Annotated in this window: 20 protein-coding genes; 9 read left to right on the top strand and 11 right to left on the bottom strand. The window is 63.6% G+C overall.

The genetic code is table 11. The features are described from left to right. The first annotated feature begins 97 nt into the window (after positions 1-97). Positions 98-310, top strand: a complete 213-nt coding sequence (locus ABIB24_RS04535; RefSeq protein WP_003257941.1) for a cold-shock protein — start codon at positions 98-100, stop codon at positions 308-310. A gap of 91 nt (positions 311-401) precedes the next feature. Then, on the top strand, positions 402-890 hold the full coding sequence (locus ABIB24_RS04530; RefSeq protein WP_137163062.1) for an RDD family protein: 489 nt from the start codon (positions 402-404) through the stop codon (positions 888-890). Between the two features lie 201 nt (positions 891-1,091). Here ABIB24_RS04530 and lptG read toward each other — a convergent pair whose 3' ends face one another. Together lptG and lptF are read right to left on the bottom strand one after the other, a co-directional pair. After that, on the bottom strand, positions 1,092-2,153 hold the full coding sequence (gene lptG, locus ABIB24_RS04525) for an LPS export ABC transporter permease LptG (protein ID WP_075043879.1): 1,062 nt from the start codon (positions 2,151-2,153) through the stop codon (positions 1,092-1,094). Further along, positions 2,146-3,261 (bottom strand): LPS export ABC transporter permease LptF, encoded by a 1,116-nt coding sequence (lptF, locus tag ABIB24_RS04520; protein WP_015269075.1) that lies wholly within the window; start codon positions 3,259-3,261, stop codon positions 2,146-2,148. The genes lptG and lptF overlap by 8 nt, the downstream gene beginning before the upstream one ends. 301 nt (positions 3,262-3,562) lie before the next feature. Between lptF and ABIB24_RS04515 the strand changes: the two genes are divergently transcribed. From ABIB24_RS04515 to rlmF, 5 genes are all read left to right on the top strand, one after another. Then, on the top strand, positions 3,563-5,056 hold the full coding sequence (locus tag ABIB24_RS04515) for a leucyl aminopeptidase (protein ID WP_025337839.1): 1,494 nt from the start codon (positions 3,563-3,565) through the stop codon (positions 5,054-5,056). 49 nt (positions 5,057-5,105) lie between these two features. Then, the gene (locus tag ABIB24_RS04510) at positions 5,106-5,537 is read left to right on the top strand and encodes a DNA polymerase III subunit chi (RefSeq protein ID WP_137163060.1); all 432 of its coding nucleotides are present in this window, start codon (positions 5,106-5,108) and stop codon (positions 5,535-5,537) included. Between the two features lie 5 nt (positions 5,538-5,542). Continuing rightward, positions 5,543-5,908, top strand: a complete 366-nt coding sequence (locus ABIB24_RS04505) for a hypothetical protein (RefSeq protein WP_013971096.1) — start codon at positions 5,543-5,545, stop codon at positions 5,906-5,908. Between the two features lie 209 nt (positions 5,909-6,117). Then, the gene (locus ABIB24_RS04500) at positions 6,118-8,964 is read left to right on the top strand and encodes a valine--tRNA ligase (protein ID WP_013971095.1); all 2,847 of its coding nucleotides are present in this window, start codon (positions 6,118-6,120) and stop codon (positions 8,962-8,964) included. A 179-nt stretch (positions 8,965-9,143) separates the two neighbouring features. After that, positions 9,144-10,097, top strand: coding sequence for a 23S rRNA (adenine(1618)-N(6))-methyltransferase RlmF (gene rlmF, locus ABIB24_RS04495; protein WP_274078564.1), 954 nt, complete (start codon positions 9,144-9,146; stop codon positions 10,095-10,097). Between the two features lie 50 nt (positions 10,098-10,147). Here the strand turns inward: rlmF and ABIB24_RS04490 are convergent, their stop codons facing one another. Further along, positions 10,148-10,429: an HU family DNA-binding protein gene (locus ABIB24_RS04490; RefSeq protein WP_003257928.1), complete on the bottom strand. Its 282-nt coding sequence runs from the start codon at positions 10,427-10,429 to the stop codon at positions 10,148-10,150. A gap of 370 nt (positions 10,430-10,799) precedes the next feature. On the opposite strand from ABIB24_RS04490, the gene yejK reads away from it, so the two are divergent. Then, entirely contained in the window at positions 10,800-11,807 is a 1,008-nt protein-coding gene (gene yejK / locus ABIB24_RS04485; RefSeq protein ID WP_085664594.1) for a nucleoid-associated protein YejK, read from the top strand. Positions 11,808-11,920: 113 nt separating this feature from the next. Here yejK and ABIB24_RS04480 read toward each other — a convergent pair whose 3' ends face one another. Continuing rightward, entirely contained in the window at positions 11,921-12,229 is a 309-nt protein-coding gene (locus ABIB24_RS04480) for a GIY-YIG nuclease family protein (RefSeq protein WP_137164766.1), read from the bottom strand. 37 nt (positions 12,230-12,266) lie between these two features. On the opposite strand from ABIB24_RS04480, the gene ABIB24_RS04475 reads away from it, so the two are divergent. Next, the gene (locus ABIB24_RS04475) at positions 12,267-13,139 is read left to right on the top strand and encodes a hypothetical protein (RefSeq protein WP_137163058.1); all 873 of its coding nucleotides are present in this window, start codon (positions 12,267-12,269) and stop codon (positions 13,137-13,139) included. On the opposite strand, the gene ABIB24_RS04470 is transcribed toward ABIB24_RS04475, so the two are convergent. From ABIB24_RS04470 to murA, 7 genes are all read right to left on the bottom strand, one after another. Continuing rightward, on the bottom strand, positions 13,118-13,603 hold the full coding sequence (locus tag ABIB24_RS04470) for a nuclear transport factor 2 family protein (RefSeq protein WP_137163057.1): 486 nt from the start codon (positions 13,601-13,603) through the stop codon (positions 13,118-13,120). The genes ABIB24_RS04475 and ABIB24_RS04470 overlap by 22 nt on opposite strands. 180 nt (positions 13,604-13,783) lie before the next feature. After that, entirely contained in the window at positions 13,784-15,061 is a 1,278-nt protein-coding gene (locus tag ABIB24_RS04465; RefSeq protein ID WP_274078563.1) for a CynX/NimT family MFS transporter, read from the bottom strand. A gap of 13 nt (positions 15,062-15,074) precedes the next feature. After that, positions 15,075-15,725: a FadR/GntR family transcriptional regulator gene (locus ABIB24_RS04460; RefSeq protein ID WP_274119720.1), complete on the bottom strand. Its 651-nt coding sequence runs from the start codon at positions 15,723-15,725 to the stop codon at positions 15,075-15,077. Positions 15,726-15,966: 241 nt separating this feature from the next. Next, complete coding sequence (gene hisC / locus ABIB24_RS04455) at positions 15,967-17,013, bottom strand: histidinol-phosphate transaminase (RefSeq protein WP_075043871.1); 1,047 nt, start codon at positions 17,011-17,013, stop codon at positions 15,967-15,969. Between the two features lie 2 nt (positions 17,014-17,015). Further along, positions 17,016-18,341 carry a histidinol dehydrogenase gene (hisD, locus tag ABIB24_RS04450; protein WP_354316165.1) on the bottom strand — a complete coding sequence of 442 codons (1,326 nt, stop codon included), beginning with the start codon at positions 18,339-18,341 and terminating at the stop codon, positions 17,016-17,018. 134 nt (positions 18,342-18,475) lie between these two features. Beyond that, complete coding sequence (gene hisG / locus ABIB24_RS04445; protein WP_003257924.1) at positions 18,476-19,111, bottom strand: ATP phosphoribosyltransferase; 636 nt, start codon at positions 19,109-19,111, stop codon at positions 18,476-18,478. 167 nt (positions 19,112-19,278) lie between these two features. Then, positions 19,279-20,544: a UDP-N-acetylglucosamine 1-carboxyvinyltransferase gene (gene murA, locus ABIB24_RS04440; RefSeq protein ID WP_085705453.1), complete on the bottom strand. Its 1,266-nt coding sequence runs from the start codon at positions 20,542-20,544 to the stop codon at positions 19,279-19,281. Between the last annotated feature and the right edge of the window lie 6 nt (positions 20,545-20,550).

Raw genomic sequence — 20,550 nt, 5'->3', positions numbered from 1 at the left:
GTCTCTTACTTTCCTGCAACCCAGCCCAGTAATCTTTTGCTTCCTTTATTGCAAAAGAAACTGTCATCAAAATTCAAGCTTCATAGGAAATAAGACAATGGCTGAGCGTCAGAACGGTACCGTCAAGTGGTTCAATGACGAAAAAGGTTACGGCTTCATCACCCCAGAAAGCGGTCCGGATCTGTTCGTGCACTTCCGCGCTATCGAAGGTAACGGCTTCAAGAGCCTGAAAGAAGGCCAGAAGGTCACCTTCGAAGCAGTCCAGGGCCAGAAAGGCATGCAGGCTGACAAAGTTCAGGTCGCCGGCTAAGCCGAACCCGACTTCGAGAAAAGCCCCTGCCAAGTGCAGGGGCTTTTTTTTGCCCGTAGAATAGCGGCTTCGTCTTCTGGAGCCGTTTTGCATGTCCAAGCCTCTGCTCACACCCCAGGGTGATTTTCCGCCGGTCGGCCTGGGCCGGCGCCTGGCGGCGATGTTCTACGACTTCCTGCTGTGCACGGCGCTGCTGATCGTGACCGCCGGCGCCTACAAGATGATCCAGATGGCGATCATCGGCGAAGCCCGCATGCGTGAGCTGACCGAGGCTGGCGCACTGGACGGCGACCCGCTGTTGTCCACCGTGTTGCTGTTCGTCCTGTTCGGTTTCTTTGCCAAGTTCTGGACCCATGGCGGGCAGACCCTGGGCATGCAGGTGTGGGGCGTGCGGGTGCAGAACGCCGATGGCACGGCCATCAGCCTGTGGCAGGCGCTGCTGCGCTTCGTGGTGTCGATTGCCTCGTGGCTGTGCCTGGGGCTGGGGTTTTTCTGGGTGTTGATCGACAAGCGCCAGAGGGGCTGGCATGACATCTATTCGGAAAGCCAGCTGGTGCGGGTGCCGAAGCAGAAGAGATAAGTACAAGCTTCAGGGCAACCAATGTACCTGTAGGAGCAGCCTTGTGCTGCGAAGAGGCCATCACTGGCAACGAGAGTGTTTTGCCAGACCGGCCCTTTCGCAGCACAAGGCTGCTCCTACAAGTTCGCCGCAAGCCTACAGCTATTGGTCAAGCAGCAAAAAGCCGACCCTGAGGTCGGCTTTTTTGTACAGCTCAGGCCATCAACCTGCCCGGCGCAACAACCACACACCGGCCAGCGCACAGATGCCTGCCGGGATCACCACCGCCAGCAGCGGCGGGAAGCCGAACACCTGGCTCGAAGGCCCCAGCAGGTCCTGGGCGATGCGGAACACGAAGCCCACCAGTACACCGGTGAACACGCGCTGGCCAAGGGTTACCGAACGCAGCGGGCCGAAGATGAAGGAAATGGCCATCAGCACCAGCGCCGCGGTCACCATCGGCTGCAACACCTTGGTCCAGAACGCCAGCCAGTAACGGGCATTGTTCAGGCCCTGGTCGGACAGGTAGTGGATGTAGTCCCACAGCCCGGTGATGGACAGCGACTCCGGCGCCAGGATCACGGTATTGAGCAGTTGCGGCGTGAGCGAAACGTCCCAGCGTTCCTTCGGCGCGGTCACCACTTCGGTGTGGTCGCCACGGAAGAAGGTGGTGCGCACGTCGCTGAGCATCCAGTGGTCGTCCTGGTACTGTGCACGGCGGGCAAAGCTCGAGGTGACGATCTTGCGCTCGCTGTCGAAGCGGTAACGGGTCACACCCAGCAGCAGGCCGTTGGGCTGCACGGCGTTGATGTGCACGTATTCCTCGCCCTGGCGGTGCCACATGCCGCGCTTGGAGCTTTGCGCATCACCACCACCCTGGGCCAGGGAACGGTCGGCCTGGGCCTTGTTCTCGGTCACCGGCGCCACGTACTCGCCGATCAGCAGGCCGACCAGCATCAGTACCAGCATCGGCTTCATCACCGCCCAGACGATGCGCCCGATGGAAACCCCGGCAGCACGCATGATGGTCAGTTCGCTGCTGCTGGCCAGGCTGCCCAGGCCGATCAGGCAGCCGATCAAGGCGGCCATCGGCAGCATTTCGTACAGGCGCCGCGGTGCGGTCAGCAGGACGAAGTTGCCCGCCTCCATCACCGTGTAAGTGTCACTCAGGTCGCTCATCTCGTCGATGAAGGCAAACAGCGAAGCCAGGCCGAGGATGATCCCCAGCACGGCGAGGATGGCCAGCAGCACGCTCTGGCCGATGTAGCGGTCGAGCTTACCCATGGGCCACCTCCGCACGACGGGCGGCGCGTTTGAGACGCAGCGGCTCCCAGTACATCAGGCCCAGGCCGATCAGCAGGAACAGGCCGTGGACCCACCACATGCCCAGGGCGATCGGCAGTTTGCCCTTCTCGAGGGCGCCGCGTACGGAAATCAGCATTGTCAGGTAGGCCATGTACAGAAGAATTGCCGGCAGCAGCTTGAGGAAGCGGCCCTGGCGCGGGTTGACCCGGGACAGCGGCACCGCCAGCATGGTGACGATGAACACCAGGATCGGCAGCGACAGCCGCCATTGCAGCTCGGCGCGCTCACGCAGGCCTTTCTTGCCGATCAGCTCGGAAGTGGGGATGGCTTCGCGATCGGTCACTTCCTCGGCGACTTCCGGCTTGGGCAGCAGCACGCCGTAGGTGTCGTACTTGATTGCACGGTAATCGGCCTGGCCCGGGTTGCCGTCGTAACGGTAACCGTTTTCCAGCACCAGGTAGCGGTTGCCGTCGGCCTGGATTTCCTGGTGGCCTTTTTCGGCCACCAGCACCGACGGGGCGCGGTCCTTGGTCTTGTCCTGGTTGAAGCGCTTCTCGGAAATGAACACCCCGGCCAGGTTGATGCGGTCGTCCGACAGCTCTTCGGTGTAGGTCACCCGCGAGCCGTCGCGCAGGGTCTGGAAGCGGCCCGGCACCAGGGTGTCGAACTCGGTCAGGGCATCCTGCTGGGCGATGATCTGCTGCACCTGGGCCACGCCCAGCGGTGCCAGGCTCAAGCTCAGCCACGCTACCAGCAGGGCGACCAGGGCGGCCGGCGCCATGGTCAGGCCCAGCAGGCGCTGCTGGCTCATGCCGGTGGCCGACAGCACGGTCATCTCGCTTTCCAGGTACAGGCGCCCGTACGCCAGGAGAATGCCGAGGAACAGCCCCAGAGGCAGGATCAGCTGCAGGAAGCCCGGCAGGCGGAAGCCCATGATCAGGAACAGCACGCTCGGGTCGAGCACACCCTGGGCAGCCTGGGCCAGGTACTTGATGAAGCGCCCACTCATGATGATCACCAGCAGCACGGCGCTGACGGCGCTCAAGGTCACCAGGACCTCGCGGGACAGATAACGAAAGACGATCAAACCAGACACTCCTGGGTTGTCAGGGCGGACTGCCAATCAATGGCGCCAGACAATGACTTAGTACAGCCAAGACCAATGCCGGTTCGCCAAAGGCGAACCTCCATGTAAAGTGCGCGCATTATCCTGTGATTGACCGCCCCTGTCACTTCGCCGCGCATGAAGGCGCACAACGGGGTTGTCAGCACGCTTGCCGCAGGCTCAAACTGGCAGCTTTTCCGCTGGCGCGCGACGACGCGGCCAGGCCCGTCCAGAGCGCTGGAACACACAGCGCCGACTGTATCGATCATTCGGGGATCCTGACATGGAACTGGTTGTAAAAAGCGTAGCTGCTGCATCCGTAAAAACCGCCACCCTGGTCCTCCCGGTAGGTGAAAACCGCAAGCTCGGCGCCGTGGCCAAGGCCGTCGACCAGGCCAGCGAGGGCGCCATCAGTGCCGTGCTCAAGCGTGGCGACCTGGCCGGCAAGCCGGGCCAGACCCTGCTCCTGCAGAACCTCGCGGGCCTGAAGGCCGAGCGCGTACTGCTGGTGGGCAGCGGCAAGGACGAAGCCCTGGGCGACCGCGCCTGGCGCAAACTGGTCGCCAGCGTCGCTGGCGTGCTCAAGGGCCTGAACGGCGCTGACGCAGTGCTGGCCCTGGACGACATCGCGGTCAGCAACCGCGATGCCCACTATGGCAAGTACCGCCTGCTGGCCGAAACCCTGCTCGACGGCGAATACGTGTTCGATCGCTTCAAGAGCCAGAAGGCCGAGCCGCGCGCCCTGAAGAAGGTCACCCTGCTGGCCGACAAGGCCGGCCAGGCCGAGGTCGAGCGTGCCGTCAAGCATGCCAGCGCCATCGCCACCGGCATGGCTTTCACCCGCGACCTGGGCAACCTGCCGCCCAACCTGTGCCACCCAAGCTTCCTGGCCGAACAGGCCAAGGACCTGGGCAAGGCGCATAAGGCGCTGAAAGTCGAAGTGCTGGACGAGAAGAAGATCAAGGACCTGGGCATGGGCGCGTTCTACGCCGTCGGCCAGGGCAGCGACCAGCCACCACGCCTGATCGTGCTCAACTACCAGGGCGGCAAGAAGGCGGACAAGCCGTTCGTGCTGGTGGGCAAGGGCATTACCTTCGACACCGGCGGCATCAGCCTCAAGCCTGGTGCCGGCATGGACGAAATGAAGTACGACATGTGCGGTGCCGCCAGCGTCCTCGGCACCCTGCGTGCGGTGCTCGAGTTGCAGCTGCCGGTCAACCTGGTGTGCCTGCTGGCCTGCGCCGAGAACATGCCGAGCGGCGGCGCCACCCGCCCGGGTGACATCGTCACCACCATGAGCGGGCAGACCGTGGAAATCCTCAACACCGACGCCGAAGGCCGCCTGGTGCTGTGCGACACCCTGACCTACGCCGAGCGCTTCAAGCCGCAGGCAGTCATCGACATCGCCACCCTGACAGGTGCCTGCATCGTCGCCCTGGGCAGCCACACCACCGGCCTGATGGGCAACAACGACGACCTGGTCGGCCAGTTGCTCGACGCCGGCAAGCGCGCCGACGACCGTGCCTGGCAGCTGCCGCTGTTCGATGAGTACCAGGAGCAACTGGACAGCCCGTTCGCCGACATGGGCAACATCGGCGGGCCGAAGGCCGGCACCATCACCGCCGGCTGCTTCCTGTCGCGCTTTGCCAAGGCCTACGACTGGGCGCACATGGACATCGCCGGCACCGCCTGGGTCAGCGGTGGCAAGGACAAGGGCGCCACTGGCCGCCCTGTGCCCCTGCTGACCCAGTACCTGCTGGACCGCGCTGGCGCCTGACGCCATGAAGCCGGTGGCGCCCCGCGCGCCACCGGCCGGCGATACCACCATGAGCAAAGTCGATTTCTACATCCTGCCCACCGACTCGCTGTCGGCGCGGCTCGATTTCGCCTGCAAGCTGTGCGAAAAGGCCTGGCGCCTTGGCCACCGGGTCTACCTGCATTGCCAGGACGCCGAGCAGCGCAGCGAGCTGGACCAACGCCTGTGGCGCTTCAAGGGCGAGGCCTTCGTGCCCCACGACCTCGCGGAAGTGCATGCCGATGCCAGTGTGGCATTGGGCCTGGCCGCTGACAGTGCAGGCGAGCACCACGACCTGTTGATCAACCTGGGCGCCGGCGTACCGGCCTTCGTCGGCCAGTTCGAGCGGGTGGCCGAAATAGTCGTTGAAGAGCCTGGCATCCGCCAATCGGCCCGTGAACGATTCCGTTTCTACCGTGAACAGGGCTATGCTCTGCAAGACCACCGCTTACAGCGACTTTGACGACGATGGACAAGCCCTCCCCCCTGCCCGATTCCGCCCATCTGCTCGATGACCTCGAGTCGATACGCCAGTTGCTTGGCGACGCCGACCTGCAACCGCCGCTGCTGACCGAGACGGTGGAGCAGATCCCGTTGCTGCTGGAAGAAGCGCCCGGCAATCATGTGCCTGCGGCCGAACCGGTAGCTGCCGAACCCGAAGATGACCCGCAGACCCGTCGCCAGGACACCCTGCTGCACCTGGAAAGCGAACTGCGTGCGGCGGCGCAGATGATCATGCAGGACGTGATCAACGACTTCACCCCGCACATCGAGAACGAGATCAAGCGCCGGCTGGATGCGCGGATCGAGCGGTTGATCAAGCGTTCCGAGTAAAACCGAAATTCGGCGGTGCCTTCTTCGCGGGTAAACCCGCTCCCACAGGACCGGCGCAAGTCTCAAAGCTTGCGCAGCTCCTGTGGGAGCGGGTTTACCCGCGAATAGGCCGTCCCTGCCTGCCAGATAGCAGCAGCTTGTCGCCTGCGGCCCCCAGCTTGGTTATACTTCCCGGCTTTCCCGAATAAATGCACAGGGTCCCGCCGCGCATGGATAAGACCTACCAGCCGCACGCCATCGAAACTTCCTGGTACAACACCTGGGAGTCCGAGAACTATTTCGCCCCACAAGGTGCAGGCGAGTCCTACACCATCATGATCCCGCCGCCGAACGTGACCGGCAGCCTGCACATGGGCCACGGGTTCAACAACGCGATCATGGACGCCCTGATCCGTTTCCGCCGCATGCAAGGCCGCGACACCCTGTGGCAGCCAGGCACCGACCACGCCGGTATCGCCACCCAGATGCTGGTCGAGCGCCAGCTCGAGGCCAAGGGCCAGAACCGGCATGACCTGGGCCGCGAAAAGTTCCTGGAAAAGGTCTGGGAATGGAAGGACCAGTCCGGTGGCAACATCAGTCGTCAGATCCGCCGCCTGGGCTCGTCGGTCGACTGGAGCCGCGAGCGCTTCACCATGGACGACGGCCTGTCCGAAGCGGTCAAGGAAGCCTTCGTGCGCCTGCATGAAGACGGCCTGATCTACCGCGGCAAGCGCCTGGTCAACTGGGACACCAAGCTGCACACGGCCATCTCCGACCTCGAAGTGGAAAACCACGACGAGAAGGGCCACCTGTGGAACCTGCGCTACCCACTGGCCGACGGCGCCAAGACCGCCGAAGGCAAGGACTACCTGGTAGTCGCCACCACCCGTCCGGAAACCCTGCTGGGTGACGCCGCCGTGGCGGTCAACCCGAACGACGAGCGCTACCAGGCACTGATCGGCAAGTTCGTCGAACTGCCGCTGGTCGGCCGCCGCATCCCGATCATCGCCGACGACTACTGCGACCCCGAGTTCGGTACCGGCTGCGTGAAGATCACCCCGGCCCACGACTTCAACGACTACGAAGTCGGCAAGCGCCACAACCTGCCGCTGCTGAACATCTTCGACAAGAACGCCTTCGTGCTGGCCAGCGCGCAGGCCTTCAACCTCGACGGCAGCGTCAACGAGCAGGTGGACACCCGCCTGCCGGCCCAATACGCCAACCTCGACCGCTTCGTCGCGCGCAAGCAGATCGTCGCCGACCTGGATGCCCAGGGCTTGCTGGTCAGCATCGATGACCACGCGCTGAAAGTGCCGAAAGGCGACCGTTCGGGCACCGTCATCGAGCCGTGGCTGACCGACCAGTGGTACGTTTCCACCAAGCCGCTGGCAGAACCTGCCATCGCCGCCGTGGAAGATGGCCGCATCCAGTTCGTGCCCAAGCAGTACGAGAACATGTACTTCTCCTGGATGCGTGACATCCAGGACTGGTGCATCAGCCGCCAGCTGTGGTGGGGCCACCGCATCCCGGCATGGTACGACGAGGCCGGCCAGGTCTATGTCGGCCGCAACGAGGAAGAAGTGCGCGCCAAGCACAACCTGGGCGCAGACGTGGTCCTGCGCCAGGACGACGACGTACTCGACACCTGGTTCAGTTCGGGACTGTGGACCTTCTCCACCCTGGGCTGGCCGGAACAGACCGAGTTCCTCAAGAAGTTCCACTCCACCGACGTGCTGGTGACCGGCTTCGACATCATCTTCTTCTGGGTTGCGCGCATGATCATGCTGACCATGCACCTGATCAAGAACGAGGATGGCACCCCGCAGGTACCGTTCAAGACCGTGTACGTGCACGGCCTGGTACGTGACGGCCAGGGCCAGAAGATGTCCAAGTCCAAGGGCAACGTGCTGGACCCGCTGGACATCGTCGACGGCATCACCCTCGACGCCCTGCTGGAAAAACGCACCAGCGGCATGATGCAGCCCAAGCTTGCCGAAAAGATCGCCAAGCAGACCAAGGCCGAGTTCCCCGAAGGTATCGCCAGCTACGGCACCGACGCCCTGCGCTTCACCTTCTGCTCGCTGGCCTCCACCGGCCGCGACATCAAGTTCGACATGGGCCGCGTCGAAGGCTACCGCAACTTCTGCAACAAGATCTGGAACGCCGCCCGATACGTGCTGGACAAGGGCGAGGACTGCGGCCAGAACGGCGAAGCCTACGAGCTGTCGCTGGCCGACCGCTGGATCATCTCGCAGCTGCAGCGTACCGAAGCCGAAGTGACCCGCCAGCTGGAGCAGTTCCGCTTCGACCTGGCCAGCCAGGCGCTGTACGAGTTCATCTGGAACCAGTACTGCGACTGGTACCTGGAGCTGTCCAAGCCAGTGCTGTGGGACGAGAACGCCCCAGTCGAGCGCGCCCGTGGCACCCGCCGCACCCTGGTGCGCGTGCTGGAAGTGGCGCTGCGCCTGGCGCACCCGTTCATGCCGTTCATCACCGAAGAAATCTGGCAGCGCATCGCGCCGCTGGCCGGCATCGAAGGCAAGACCATCATGCTGCAGCCATGGCCGGTGGCCAATGAAAGCCGCATCGATGCTGCCGCCGAAGGCGACATCGAGTGGCTCAAGGAGCTGATGGTCGGCCTGCGCAACATCCGCGCCGAAATGAACATCGGCCCGGGCAAGCCGCTGCCGCTGTTCCTGAAGAACGCCAACGCCGACGACCAGCGTCGCCTGCAGGAAAACGAAGCCCTGCTGAAGAAGCTGGCCAAGGTCGAATCGTTCACCGTACTGGGCGATGCCGACGAAGCGCCGCTGTCGGCCACCGCCCTGGTCGGTGACCTGCAAGTGCTGGTGCCAATGGCCGGCCTGATCGACAAGGATGCCGAGCTGGCGCGCCTGAACAAGGAAATCCAGCGCCTGCAGGGTGAAGTGGCTCGCGTGGGTGGCAAGCTTTCCAACGCCGCCTTCGTCGACAAGGCACCACCTGCCGTGATCGAGAAGGAACGCGCCAAGCTGGCCGAGTCCGAACAGGCCCTGGCCAACTTCACCGAGCAGCATGCGCGGATTGCAGCGCTTTAATCACTAGAGAAAAAGCTGGGGCCGCTTTGCGGCCCTTTCGCGACACAAGGCCGCTCCTACAGGGACGGCGCCGGTCTGAAGGGCGCCGCTATTCTGTAGGAGCGGCCTTGTGTCGCGAAAGGGCTGCAAAGCAGCCCCAGGCTCTATCAGCCACCGCTCGTATAGGGCTGGACACTGCCATGACCCCGAACAAACCCACCCTGCACCCGCGCAACCGCCACCAGGGCCGCTACGACTTCCCCAGCCTGATCAAGGCCCACCCTGACCTGGCGCGCTTCACCATCACCAACCCACACGGCAAACCCAGCATCGACTTCGCCAACCCCGAGGCCGTGCGGGTGTTCAACCGTGCCCTGCTGAAGGCCCAGTACGGCATCCAGCACTGGGATATCCCCGCCGACTACCTGTGCCCGCCGATTCCCGGCCGCGCCGACTACATCCACGTGGCCGCCGACCTGCTGGCCGACGACAATGCCGGCGAGATCCCAAAGGGCGCCCAGGTGCGTGCGCTGGACATCGGCGTGGGGGCCAACTGCATCTACCCGCTGCTGGGCCACAGCGACTACCGCTGGCGCTTCCTCGGCTCGGACATCGACCCCGTGGCCCTGGCTTCGGCCAAGGCCATCGTCCAGGCCAACGGCCTGGGCAAGGCCATCACCCTGCGCCAGCAGGCCAACCGTGCGCACATCCTCAACGGCCTGCTGCAGGAGGGCGAACGCTTCGATCTCACCCTGTGCAACCCGCCCTTCCATGCCTCACGCGACGAAGCCACCCGTGGCAGCCAGCGCAAGTGGAAGAACCTCGGCAAGCAGGACCCCAAGCGCAAGCTGCCGGTGCTCAACTTCGGCGGCCAGAACAACGAACTGTGGTGCGAAGGCGGCGAGATCCGCTTTGTCAGCCAACTGGTCAGCGAAAGCGTGCAGTACGCCGAGCGGGTACTGTGGTTCACCAGCCTGGTGTCCAAGGCCAGCAACCTGCCGGGGATCGAGGCTGCGCTCAGGAAAGCGGGCGCCAAGGCCGTGCGCATCAGTGAAATGGGCCAAGGGCAGAAGCAGAGCCGCATGGTCGCCTGGAGCTTCCACGACGACGCCGCGCGCCAGGCCTGGCACGCCGGGCGTAAAACCCAGGCATGAAAAAACCGCGCCCGGGCAAGCCGGGCGCGGTTTCGTCAAAGCTTCAACAATTACTTGTTGATGGCGTCGGTCAGCACTTTGGCTGGAACGAACTTGACGACTTTCTTGGCAGCGATTTCGATGGCAGCGCCAGTCGAAGGGTTGCGGCCGGTACGGGCAGGACGCTCAGCGACTTTCAGCTTGCCGATGCCTGGCAGAGTGATTTCAGCGCCGTTTTCCAGCTGGTCGGCAACGATCTGGCCCAGTTGCTCCAGAGCGTTCTTGGCGGTGGCTTTTGGCGCGGCGATCGATTCGGCGATGTCGGCAATCAGTTGGTCTTTGGTCAATGCCATGGTGGTGTTCCTTCCCTATCAAATTCGATGGTTATGCAGCGGACTACGACGTTATCGGGCCAGCCCCTGAAAGTGGAGGGCCGCGCCAATCGCGTATGTAGATACGCAAATCGACGTTTGGTTCGACACGACGACAGCACGCTGCCAGCAATGCGCCACACAAGGGGCGCAAGACCGCGCAAAGCTACCACAGGAACGGATAAATATCCGCTGCGCGCTTCGATTTAATGCAGGTTTTTCGGGGGTTTTAGCCTAAAACGCACAAATTTGAACAAAAAACGAACAACCGGCATTTCCGCCAACATCCGGCCACTGCACCACCTTGTGTCTAGGGTAAACTGGACGACTTTTGCAGCTCGCCGAGAATTTCATGCCAATCCGTCATTGCATCGTTCACCTGATCGACAAAAAGCCCGATGGCAGCCCCGCCGTGCTGCATGCCCGCGATTGCGAACTGGCCGCCTCCGACGCCATCGAAAACCTGCTGGCCGACCTCAATGACAGCTACAACGCCAAGCAAGGCAAGGCCTGGGGCTTTTTCCACGGTGAGTCCGGCGCCTACCCGCTGAGCGGCTGGCTAAAGCAGTACCTGGACGAAGAAAAGGACTTTACCGCCTTCAGCCGCGTGGCCGTGGAGCACCTGCAGAAGCTGATGGAAGAGTCCAACCTGTCCACCGGCGGCCACATCCTGTTTGCCCACTACCAGCAAGGCATGACCGAATACCTGGCGATCGCCCTGCTGCACCACAGCGAAGGCGTGGCGGTGAACGCCGAGCTCGACGTCATGCCTTCGCGCCACCTCGACCTTGGCCAGCTGCACCTGGCGGCGCGCATCAACCTGTCGGAGTGGAAGAACAACCAGAACTCCAAACAGTACATTTCGTTCATCAAGGGCAAGAACGGCAAGAAGGTCTCGGACTACTTCCGCGACTTCATTGGCTGCCAGGAGGGCGTCGACGGCCCGGGCGAAACCCGCACCCTGCTCAAGGCCTTCAGTGACTTCGTCGAGAGCGAAGACCTGCCGGAAGAGTCTGCCCGCGAAAAAACCCAGACCCTGGTCGAGTACGCCACAACCCAGACCAAACTGGGCGAGCCGGTCACGCTGGAAGAGCTGTCCAGCCTGATCGACGAGGACCGGCCCAAGGCGTTCTACGACCACATCCGCAACAAGGACTACGGCCTGTCGCCGGAAATCCCCGCAGACAAGCGCACCCTCAACCAGTTCCGCCGTTTCACCGGGCGTGCCGAGGGGTTGTCGATCAGCTTCGAAGCGCACCTGCTGGGGGACAAGGTCGAGTATGACGAGGAGGCAGGGACCTTGATCATCAAAGGCCTTCCGACCACCTTGGTGGATCAGTTGAAGCGGCGCAAGGACTGATGGCCCCGGGGCCCTGTGGGAGCGGGTTCACCCGCGAACACCGGCGAAGCCGGTGCCATGCACCGCGTCGAATTCTTCGCGGGTAAACCCGCTCCCACAAGGGCCCCGCAATCTTATGCCGAACCGACCAGATACGAGGCCACCAACGCCTCCTTCGCCGACTTGCGCAGCCGCTTCACCAGCCGCTCCTGGCGTAACGCCTCGCCCTTGTCCGGCCATTGCTCCACATACACCAGCGCCTGGGCCGGGCTGGTCTTGAAGTAACGCGCGCCCTGCCCTTTCTGGTGCGCCAGAAAGCGCCGCTGCGGGTCATCGCTGATACCGCAATACAGCGATCCATTGGCAGCCCTTACCAAGTAGACATACCAGGGTTTTACTGCCTGATCCGGCACTTTTTCACTCACGACGCCTGCTCTTTCCATCATTAATTTGGTGAGCCCACCCCAGAAGGGCTTCATCATGCTCACTTCAGTATCCCGCACCTTGCTTGCCGCTGCCCTATTGGCCGGCGTATCCACCGCCCAGGCCTCCATCGGCGCCCGGACCGCCGAACAGTTGCAGAAAAACTACGACTCCACGCCCGCGCATTGCCCGGGCAACGCGGTACCTGCCCACGCCTGTTCGGGCGTCTTGCTAAGGTCGACCAAACCTTCACCGCGTTATCATTCCTGGCATCATAGCCAGAACAGCAAGGACAAAGGCGGCGTATCGTTTTCATACCTGCGCAGCGACATTCCCACCACGCAGCTGGCTGCCGACGGCCGTAGCGGTTTTACCCTGTACCCGATGCTGCAACGCCCAAAAGATAGCTTGCGCTATGAAATGCTATGCGCCTGGCCCACTGACGGCGACACCTGGGAGCGTGACAACCGAGGTTGCGGCGACAATCGGCAGACGGCCCCAACCGAAGCGGCTTGCCATGAACAGGGAATACTCACTGCCGAGCAATGGATGGCGCGGTTCCGGCAAAGCGGCGACTACAAGGCCCAATGCGCATTCGATATCCGCCGGGCGCGGGTTCCCGAGCGAGCTGAAGCCTTCTACCAGAGCATACGCGCCAAACAGTTGTTTGCGCCTGAACTACCGTTCCCGTGGAACGAGGTGGTGATCGGTGCGTGGGACGAAAAGCAATCCAGCAAGCTGCCAATCCAGTCGTTCTTCCATATCGAAGGCGCTTACGGCGCATTGCAACAAGCTCAGGCCGATCAGCAGGATTGGCACAGGACCAACGGCACATTCATACCTGTCATTCGTATTCGTCTACCGAACGACCTCAATGAACGCGCCGCCTTCAGCTACCACGAGAGTGATCAGGCGGTAGCGCTGCCTTGAGCATGCTGGTATGCCCGCAGGCCTTTGAACGCCTGCTGGCGTACCTTGTTCTGCACCAGCGGCGACCAGCCCAGCAGCATGCCAGGCACACCCAGCGCCTGCCGCGACCAGCGCCACAAGTCGAAGTGGTCATCGTGCTGGCAGATCAGCCCGTCACGAATCAGGAAACGCGCCTGGATATCGTTGACCACGATGCGGCCGGTCTGGCTGAACAGGTAGGTGGCCACCCAATGTGCGGCGCCTGTGCGTTCATCGGCGCGGACGTTGTCGAAGGTCAGGGTGAAGTCCTTGGCCCGGCTGGTGAGCATTCGCCACATGTCGCCTGCATCCTTGCCACGCAAGGTGCCGAAGACCGGGTCGCTGAAGACGATATCGTCGCTGTAGCAGGCGACCATGGCCTCGGCGTCCAAGCGCTGGAAGGCCTGGTAGAAGCGGGTGATCAGGTCGCGGTTGGCGTCGCTCATGGGGCTGGTCCGTCCTGGGGGGATGAAAGCAGCACGATAATCTGCCCCGGTTGCTTATGCCAGTACCGGCCCTTTCGCGGGTAAACCCGCTCCCACAGGTACAACATGACTTCAAGATGTGTGCGATCCCTGTGGGAGCGGGTTTACCCGCGAAGAGGCCGGCACTGCCAACATACCCCTTCAGACTTTCTCGCTGCTCACCTGCACATGCAAAGCCCGCCCGGCGCCCAGGCCGAACACGATGGCCCCCACCCCCAGCACGGCAAAGATCCACCCCACTGCCGCCCAGCCCCCGGTCAGGTCATGCACCAGCCCCACCGCAAACGGCCCCATCGACGCCAGGGTATAACCCACCCCCTGCGCCATGCTCGACAGGTTCGCCGCCACATGGGCATCCTTCGAGCGCAGCACGATCAAGGTCAGCGCCAGGGCAAAGGTACCGCCCTGCCCCAGGCCCAGCACAACCGCCCAGCCCCACAGCCCGGAAAGCGGCGCATACAGGCAACCGAACAGGCCGGCCAGGGTAATCAGCATGACCAGCACGATCGCCAGGCGCTGGTCCTTGCCGCGAGTGGCCAGCCAGGGCGCACTGAGCGAACTGACCAACTGCACGATCACCGACCCCGACAGCACCAGCCCCGCCTCGGTCGGGCTCAGGCCGCGACCGATCAGGATCGATGGCAACCAGCCAAAGACGATGTAGGCCAGTGACGACTGCAGGCCCATGTACAGGGTCACCTGCCAGGCCAGCGGATCACGCCACAGCCCACGCACGCGATAGGCGACCTTGTGCAGGCCATGACCTTGGCGGGCCTGCGGCAGCCATACCAGCATGGCCAGCAGGGCCGGCAACATCCAGAAGCCAAGCCCCAGCGCCCAGCCGTCGAAATGCTGGGCCAGGGGCACCGTGGCGCCAGCCGCCATGGCGGCGCCCAGGCACAACGCCATGGTGTACACGCCGGTCAGCGTGCCAGCGTGCTGCGGGAAATCGCGCTTGACGATGCCCGGCAACAGCACGCCAATGATGCCGATGCTGGCCCCCGCCATGAGGCTGCCGAGGAACACCCCGGTGGCCCCCAGGCTACTGCGCACGACAATGCCAAGCGCCAGGGTAGCGAGAATGCCGAGGATCACCCGCTCGCTGCCAAAGCGCCGCGCCAGCACCGGCGCCAAAGGGGCGAACAGGCCCAGGCACAGCACTGGCAAGGTAGTCAGCAAACCGGCCTGCGAGGCGTTCAGCCCCAGGCCTTCGGACACCTGGCCCAGCACTGGCGCCATGCTCGACAATGCCGGTCGCAGGTTCAAAGCCACCAGCACCAGGCCGAGCAACAACAGCCAAGGCCGCTGTACCTGTACCGGCTGCTGTTGGACCTGTTCGTCGTCAGCCTCGGCGTCGATCAGCAACTCTTCGAGGTCCCGCTCGCTCGGTGGGGTGTTACGGGTGATGGAATCAGCCATGGCCTTCTCGGAGTCAGGATTCGATAAGGGTACGGCTCAGGCGCTTGGCCTGCTCCGCATCGCGTTGCTCGATGGCGGCAAGGATCTGCCCATGCAGGTCGAACGTGGCCTGGCAGCGCGGCACGGTCGCCATGTTGTGCTGCAGCGCGGCAGCCACCACCCCGGAAAAGTACCGGTACAGCTCACTCAAGGCCGGGTTGTGGGCGGCATCGACCAGCCGCTGGTGAAACACCAGGTCGCAGGCCACATAAGCATCGATATCACCGTGAAAATGCCCGGCACTGCTGGCCAGGGCATCACGCAGCGCCTGCAGGTCGGCGTCGGTTCGGCGCAGTGCGGCCAGGCCGATGGCCTCGGCTTCGAGGATGTGCCGGGTTTCACGGGCCTGCTCGGGCGTGCAGCGTGACATCGCCTGCACCGCCTGCAGCGGGTCCTGGGCCGTGCGCAGGTAGCTGCCGTCGCCCTGGCGGATCTCCACCAGGCCACTGAATGCCAGCACACGCATGGCCTCGCGTACGGTGTTGCGGCTTATGCCCAACTGCAGGGCCAGTTCCGGCTCGGTCGGCAAACGCTGGCCAACCTGCCAGTCGCCCAGCACGATGCGCTCGCGCATGCGCTCGACGGCCAGTTCGACCAGGGACCGCCTGGTCAATTCGGTACTCATGCAACTCAACCAATCATCCGATGAATTGGCGCAGCATACCGGTGGGCAAAGTGTTTGTCATTGGAGAGAGCTGCGATTAGAAACCTGGCGCGATTTTTTGTGGGAGCGGCCTTGTGTCGTGAAAGGGCCGCAAAGCGGCCCCTGGATTTCAGCGCAGATGCAAAAACTGCTGGGGCCGCTTTGCGGCCCTATCGCGACACAAGGCCGCTCCTACAAGGACCGCGCAGGGCAGTGGATGACGTCAGGTCAACGCATCGAGCAGCGCCTGGTTCATCTCTGGCGTACCGATGGTGATGCGCAGGAACTGGGCAATGCGCGGCTGCTTGAAGTGGCGCACGATCACGCCCTGCTCGCGCAGGCGTGCAGCCAGCTCACCGGCATCTTGTTGCGGATGGCGAGCGAAGATGAAGTTGGCCGCCGACGGCAGCACTTCGAAGCCCTTGGCCTGCAGCTGCCCGACCAACACCTCGCGGCTGTCGATCACCTTGCGGCAGGTTTCCTCGAAGTACTCGCGGTCCTCGAATGCCACCGCCGCGCCGACGATCGCGGCACGGTCCAGCGGGTAGGAGTTGAAGCTGTTCTTGATTCGCTCCAGCGCTTCGATCAGGTCCGGGTGCCCCACCGCCAGGCCAACCCGCAGCCCGGCCAGCGAACGCGACTTCGACAGGGTCTGGGTGACCAGCAGGTTGTCGTAGCGGTCCACCAGGCTGATCGCCGTTTCGCCACCGAAGTCGATGTAGGCTTCATCGACCACCACCACCGAATCACGGTTGGCCTGCAGCAACTGCTCCACCGCTTGCAGCGGCATCAGGCAACCGGTCGGCGCGTTGGGGTTGGGGAAGATGATGCCGGCATTGGGCTTGTTGTAGTCCTCGATGCGGATCTGGAACTGCTCGTCCAGCGCCACCTGCTCGAAGGCGATACCGTACAGGCCGCAGTAGACCGGGTAGAAGCTGTAGCTGATGTCAGGGAACAGCAGCGGTGCGTCGTGCTGGAACAGGCCGTGGAAGATGTGCGCCAGCACCTCGTCCGAGCCGTTGCCGACGAACACTTGTGCCGGCGTCACGCCGTAGTACTCGGCCACCGCCTGCTTCAGCCGGTCACCGTTCGGGTCCGGGTACAGGCGCAGGTTGTCGTTCAGCTCGCCGCGCATGGCCTCCAGCGCCTTGGGCGACGGGCCGTAGGGGTTTTCGTTGGTGTTCAGCTTGACCAGGCGGGCCAGCTTGGGCTGCTCGCCCGGCACGTAAGGCACCAGATCCTTGACGAAGGGGCTCCAGAATCGACTCATGCTCAGTTCCCCTTCTCTTGGGTCAGGATGCGGTATTCGGCGCTGCGGGCGTGGGCGGTCAGCGACTCGCCACGGGCCAGGACCGAGGCGGTGTGGCCCAGCTCGGACGCGCCCTGCTCGGAGCAGAAAATGATCGACGAGCGCTTCTGGAAGTCATACACCCCCAGCGGCGACGAGAAACGCGCGGTGCCGGAGGTCGGCAGTACGTGGTTGGGCCCTGCGCAGTAGTCGCCCAGCGCTTCGCTGGTGTGGCGACCCATGAAGATCGCGCCAGCGTGGCGGATGTGCGGCAGCCAGGCCTGCGGGTCGGCCACCGACAGTTCCAGGTGCTCGGGTGCGATGCGGTTGGCCACTTCCATGGCCTGCTGCATGTCACGCACCTGAATCAGCGCACCACGGCCATTGATCGACTTCTCGATGATCTCGGCACGTTCCATGGTCGGCAGCAGCTTGTCGATGCTGGCGGCAACGCGGTCGAGGAAGGCGGCGTCCGGGCTGACCAGGATGGCCTGGGCATCTTCGTCGTGCTCGGCCTGGGAGAACAGGTCCATGGCGATCCAGTCCGGGTCGGTCTGGCCGTCGCATACCACGAGGATTTCCGACGGGCCGGCGATCATGTCGATACCCACCTGGCCAAACACGTGGCGCTTGGCGGTGGCGACGTAGATGTTGCCCGGGCCGACGATCTTGTCCACCTGCGGCACGCTTTCGGTACCGTAGGCCAGGGCAGCGACAGCCTGGGCGCCACCGACGGTGAACACACGGTCGACACCGGCGATGCAGGCAGCCGCCAGCACCAGCTCGTTGACCTCGCCACGCGGGATCGGCACCACCATCACCACTTCGGCCACACCGGCGACCTTGGCCGGGATGGCGTTCATCAGCACCGACGACGGGTACGACGCCTTGCCACCCGGCACATACAGGCCGGCGCGGTCCAGCGGGGTGACCTTCTGGCCAAGCACGGTGCCGTCGGCCTCGGTGTACTGCCAGGAATCCTGCTTCTGCCGCTCGTGGTACATGCGCACACGGTTGGCAGCCTTTTCCAGGGCTTCGCGCTGGACCGGGGTAATGCGGGTCAGGGCCAGTTCCAGGCGCTCGCGATCGAGGATCAGGTCATCGATGGACTTGGCATCGACACCATCGAAACGCTGGGTGAATTCCACCAATGCCGCATCGCCACGCTCGCGCACGGCCTTGATGATGTCGAGCACGCGCTGGTTGACCGCGTCATCGGACACACTTTCCCAGCTCAGCAGATGATCCAGATGTCGGGCGAAATCCGGATCAGCAGCGTTGAGACGGGCAATTGCAGTGGACACGGTCATGGCGAGGGCCTCGATTATTGGCGAATGCTCAGGCGCCCTAGGCTACCAGTCCATCCGCGCGGGCACCCGAGAAAAATGGCTATGACGCGGATAGACGGGCGCGGCAGCGAAGGCCGCGCGCAGTCGGTAGAGAGTCAGCCGCGGTGTCGCGATTCGACCGCACCGCGCAGCGTGTCGATCAGGCTCTGGATACGGGCGTGCTGCATTTTCATGGAGGCCTTGTTGACCACCAGGCGCGAGCTGATCGTGGCGATCAGTTCCTGGGGCTCCAGGCCGTTGGCACGCAGGGTGTTGCCGGTGTCGACCACGTCGATGATCTTGTCGGCCAGGTTGATCAGCGGAGCCAGTTCCATCGAGCCGTACAGCTTGATGATGTCGACCTGGCGGCCCTGTTCGGCGTAGTAGCGCTTGGCTACGTTGACGAACTTGGTAGCCACGCGCAGACGGCCCTTGGGCTCGGGTGCGCCGACCACGCCAGCGGTCATCAGCTTGCAACGGGCAATCTGCAGGTCCAGGGGCTCGTAAAGGCCCTGGCCGCCGTACTCCATCAGCACATCCTTGCCGGCCACACCCAGGTCGGCGGCACCATGCTCGACATAGGTCGGCACGTCGGTGGCACGCACGATCAGCAGGCGCACATCGTCCTGCGTGGTGGGGATGATCAGTTTGCGGCTCTTGTCCGGGTTCTCGGTCGGCACGATACCGGCCTCGGCCAGCAACGGCAGGGTATCGTCGAGAATACGGCCTTTGGAAAGCGCGATGGTCAACATTGGAACGTCGGTCCTTAAGCGGCTACTGCCGGCCGGGCGTCGAGCCCGACCGCATTTGATTCATTGTGGGAGCGGGCTTGCCCGCAAAGCAACCACCGCGGTGCATGGCACCGGCTCTGCCGGTATTCGCGGGCAAGCCCGCTCCCACACGGTATGCCGACGGGCTACTAGCCCGGTACGCGACGGATCTTCGCGCCCAGCATCTGCAGTTTTTCTTCGATGCACTCGTAACCACGGTCGATGTGGTAGATGCGATCGATCAGGGTATCGCCTTCGGCTACCAGCGCCGACAGCACCAGGCTGGCGGAAGCACGCAGGTCGGTGGCCATTACCGGGGCCCCCTTCAGCGCCTTGACGCCAGTGACGATGGCAGTGTTGCCTTCGACCTGGATCTGCGCGCCCATGCGGTGCATTTCGTAGACGTGCATGAAGCGGTTTTCGAAGATCGTCTCGATCACTGCACCGGTGCCTTCGGCAATGGCGTTGAGCGAGATGAACTGCGCCTGCATGTCGGTCGGGAACGCCGGGTACGGGGCGGTACGCAGGTTGACGGCTTTCGGCCGTTTGCCGTGCATGTCCAGCTCGATCCAGTCTTCGCCAGTGTTGATGTCGGCACCGGCTTCCTTGAGTTTTTCCAGTACGGCTTCAAGGATGGTCGGATCGGTGTCCTTGACCTTGACACGGCCGCCAGTCACGGCAGCGGCAACCAGGTAGGTACCGGTCTCGATACGGTCCGGCATCACGCGGTAGTTGGCCGAGTGCAGGCGCTCGACGCCATCGATGACGATGGTGTCGGTACCAGCGCCCTGAACCTTGCCGCCCATGGCGTTGATGAAGTTGGCCAGGTCGACCACTTCCGGCTCGCGCGCGGCGTTCTGCAGCACGCTGCGGCCCTTGGCCAGGGCAGCGGCCATCATGATGTTCTCGGTACCGGTCACGCTCACGGTGTCGAAGAAGAAGTGCGCACCGCGCAGGCCACCCTCAGGCGCCTTGGCCTTGATGTAGCCGGCTTCGACTTCGATCTTCGCGCCCATGGCCTCGAGGCCACGGATGTGCAGGTCGACCGGGCGCGAGCCAATGGCGCAACCGCCAGGCAGGGCCACTTCGGCCTCGCCGAAACGGGCGACCATCGGGCCCAGCACCAGGATCGAGGCACGCATGGTCTTGACCAGCTCGTAAGGTGCAACCAGGGTCTTGATGGTGCGAGGGTCGATCTCGACCGCCAGCTTTTCGTCGATCACCGGCTCGATGCCCATGCGGCCGAACAGCTCGATCATGGTGGTGATGTCGTGCAGGTGCGGCAGGTTGCCCACGGTGACCGGGCCGTCGGCCAGCAGGGTCGCCGCCAGAATCGGCAGGGCTGCGTTCTTCGCGCCCGAAATGCGGATCTCGCCATCAAGGCGAGCGCCGCCAGTAATAATCAGTTTGTCCATTGGAAT

Origin of the sequence: Pseudomonas sp. UYEF17, assembly GCF_040546125.1 — a bacterium.
GTDB lineage: Bacteria > Pseudomonadota > Gammaproteobacteria > Pseudomonadales > Pseudomonadaceae > Aquipseudomonas > Aquipseudomonas putida_Z.
Note: the sequence above shows the minus strand (reverse complement) of the source record. Positions and strands in the feature narration are given on the sequence as shown.

Coding starts and splice junctions, on each gene's coding strand:
- ABIB24_RS04530 (WP_137163062.1), top strand. CDS start 402: ATGTCCAAGCCTCTGCTCACACCCCAGGGTGATTTTCCGCCGGTCGGC.
- rlmF (WP_274078564.1), top strand. CDS start 9,144: ATGACCCCGAACAAACCCACCCTGCACCCGCGCAACCGCCACCAGGGC.
- ABIB24_RS04470 (WP_137163057.1), bottom strand. CDS start 13,603: ATGAGCGACGCCAACCGCGACCTGATCACCCGCTTCTACCAGGCCTTC.
- ABIB24_RS04480 (WP_137164766.1), bottom strand. CDS start 12,229: ATGGAAAGAGCAGGCGTCGTGAGTGAAAAAGTGCCGGATCAGGCAGTA.
- ABIB24_RS04490 (WP_003257928.1), bottom strand. CDS start 10,429: ATGGCATTGACCAAAGACCAACTGATTGCCGACATCGCCGAATCGATC.
- ABIB24_RS04500 (WP_013971095.1), top strand. CDS start 6,118: ATGGATAAGACCTACCAGCCGCACGCCATCGAAACTTCCTGGTACAAC.
- ABIB24_RS04460 (WP_274119720.1), bottom strand. CDS start 15,725: ATGAGTACCGAATTGACCAGGCGGTCCCTGGTCGAACTGGCCGTCGAG.
- murA (WP_085705453.1), bottom strand. CDS start 20,544: ATGGACAAACTGATTATTACTGGCGGCGCTCGCCTTGATGGCGAGATC.
- ABIB24_RS04535 (WP_003257941.1), top strand. CDS start 98: ATGGCTGAGCGTCAGAACGGTACCGTCAAGTGGTTCAATGACGAAAAA.
- ABIB24_RS04465 (WP_274078563.1), bottom strand. CDS start 15,061: ATGGCTGATTCCATCACCCGTAACACCCCACCGAGCGAGCGGGACCTC.
- ABIB24_RS04515 (WP_025337839.1), top strand. CDS start 3,563: ATGGAACTGGTTGTAAAAAGCGTAGCTGCTGCATCCGTAAAAACCGCC.
- ABIB24_RS04475 (WP_137163058.1), top strand. CDS start 12,267: ATGCTCACTTCAGTATCCCGCACCTTGCTTGCCGCTGCCCTATTGGCC.
- hisC (WP_075043871.1), bottom strand. CDS start 17,013: ATGAGTCGATTCTGGAGCCCCTTCGTCAAGGATCTGGTGCCTTACGTG.
- ABIB24_RS04505 (WP_013971096.1), top strand. CDS start 5,543: ATGGACAAGCCCTCCCCCCTGCCCGATTCCGCCCATCTGCTCGATGAC.
- lptG (WP_075043879.1), bottom strand. CDS start 2,153: ATGGGTAAGCTCGACCGCTACATCGGCCAGAGCGTGCTGCTGGCCATC.
- ABIB24_RS04510 (WP_137163060.1), top strand. CDS start 5,106: ATGAGCAAAGTCGATTTCTACATCCTGCCCACCGACTCGCTGTCGGCG.
- hisG (WP_003257924.1), bottom strand. CDS start 19,111: ATGTTGACCATCGCGCTTTCCAAAGGCCGTATTCTCGACGATACCCTG.
- hisD (WP_354316165.1), bottom strand. CDS start 18,341: ATGACCGTGTCCACTGCAATTGCCCGTCTCAACGCTGCTGATCCGGAT.
- yejK (WP_085664594.1), top strand. CDS start 10,800: ATGCCAATCCGTCATTGCATCGTTCACCTGATCGACAAAAAGCCCGAT.